This window comes from Streptomyces sp. NPDC037410 (genome assembly GCF_055602235.1).
The window spans coordinates 1-1589 of record NZ_JBVJWR010000048.1 but is presented as its reverse complement, the minus strand read 5'-3'; the positions used below and the strand labels follow the sequence as shown (position 1 = coordinate 1589).

2 protein-coding genes are annotated in these 1589 nt (G+C 68.6%); both read right to left on the bottom strand.

The window, feature by feature from the left end; translation table 11 throughout:
* Nucleotides 1–132 precede the first annotated feature (132 nt).
* Nucleotides 133–849 (bottom strand): hypothetical protein, encoded by a 717-nt coding sequence (locus ACZ7HT_RS36865; RefSeq protein ID WP_471174122.1) that lies wholly within the window; start codon nt 847–849, stop codon nt 133–135.
* Complete coding sequence (locus ACZ7HT_RS36860; protein ID WP_471174120.1) at nt 846–1328, bottom strand: hypothetical protein; 483 nt, start codon at nt 1326–1328, stop codon at nt 846–848. Before ACZ7HT_RS36860 ends, ACZ7HT_RS36865 begins: the two co-directional genes overlap by 4 nt.
* Nucleotides 1329–1589: the final 261 nt, after the last annotated feature.

Below are 1589 nucleotides of genomic sequence, written 5' to 3'. Positions count from 1 at the left end.
CCAGGCCCGACCCTTCAAATGGACCAAGACCGCCGACCAGATCCTCGACCGCATCTGCCGATACTGCGACAGGATCTCCGAACCAGATCACTAGGTGGTCTCGTTCGCGGGTCTCGCGTACGGACGTGTCCGTCAGGCGGCCGTCGTCCCGGGCGCGGGGGCGTCGTTTCGCGGGGTGGGCTGCCCGGTGTCCTTCGTGAAGTGCAGCCACGCGCTCAGTGCTGCCTGCAGCTCGACTACCGCCGCCCGGTCGAGGACTTCGCCCGTCGGTCCGACGTGCAGGCGCACGCTCTGGCCGGTCACCGACCACCCGACGGGCCGCCGGCGCGCAGGGGTGAGGGCGGAGCCGTCTTCGAGGGTGCGCAGCATCGCGGCGACGCGAGGTGGGAGCGTCTTCTCGCGGAGTGTCCGAGTCGTGTGCTTGGGCCTGGAGGGCAGACCAAGTTGGGCGCGGAAGGCGGTGATGGCCGCTTCGAGCGACTGTGGGGTGGCGGGCGCCGCTTCGATGAATGCCTGGAACAGCTTACGGTGTGTCACCGCGGTCAGGGGCTGGTCCTCGTCGAAGTCCAGGTGCACCACCGCCGGCGGAATGAGGATGCGGGTGTAGCCCTTCTTCGTATACGCGGTGTGGTGCCGACGCAGGTCGGCGATGGGGCGCGCGAGGGGGTGCTCGCCCTGGAACCACGGGATGGGGTTGTTCACCGCGGGGGACCGCTCGGGTCGGGACAACCGCGAGAGCTTGCCGTAGAAGCCTTGGGCCCGGTACAGGTAGCCGGCCTGGGTGACCAGCAACGTCACCTGCCGGGTGATGGTGTCGTTGCCCAGCCGGAACCCCACGGTCAGGGTCACGTCTGCGGGGGCGTGGGGTTGTCGGCCACGATCTGATCCTCCAGCCTGATGACAGCGGGAGAGTCTCCCTGGCCCCGGGCGGCCGCCAGGCTTTCGACGGCCTCAGAGACGGCCCGGCCGACCCGTCGGCCGACGCCCCGCTCCGGCTCGGCGCTGAGGATGCTCTGTGCCTCGAAGCGCCAGTCGACGAGTGCGGCCAGAGACGATCCCCCGAGGGGAACGGTGACGATCTCGTCACCGGGCGCCGGGCGGAACGCTTCCGGACGCGTCCTGACGCTTCTGTTCCCGTGATGTCCCTTCGCTTCCTCCTGCAGGTGATCCCAGGTGGTGGTGTGGCAGCGGACGCGAATCCCGCCGATGCCGGCCGCCTTTACCGCCTCGTCGATCCGGTTGCGCCGTCCGGGCCAGTCACGTGGCTCAGCCTGTGCGGGAACGCTCCCGGTGCCGCCGTTGGGGCGCCGCTTGCCCAGAATGCCCACGAGGTCTCTCCTCCGAGGTGCAATGGTCGTGTGACCGTGTGTAGCTGATTGGTCACCGTGTCAGATGTGACCGTACGACGCGGCTGATCGTCGGCGGAGGAATTCCGAAGACTTTGTCCTACCTCGGTTGCCCCGCTGTGGCGCAACGGTTCCGGCTACGGGGCGGCTAGGTGTATTGACCCGCAGGGTTGTTGACGCGGCTGATGGGCGGGTGTCCGTCGAGTGCGGTGTGGCAGCGGTGGTGGTTGTAGGTGTGGAGGA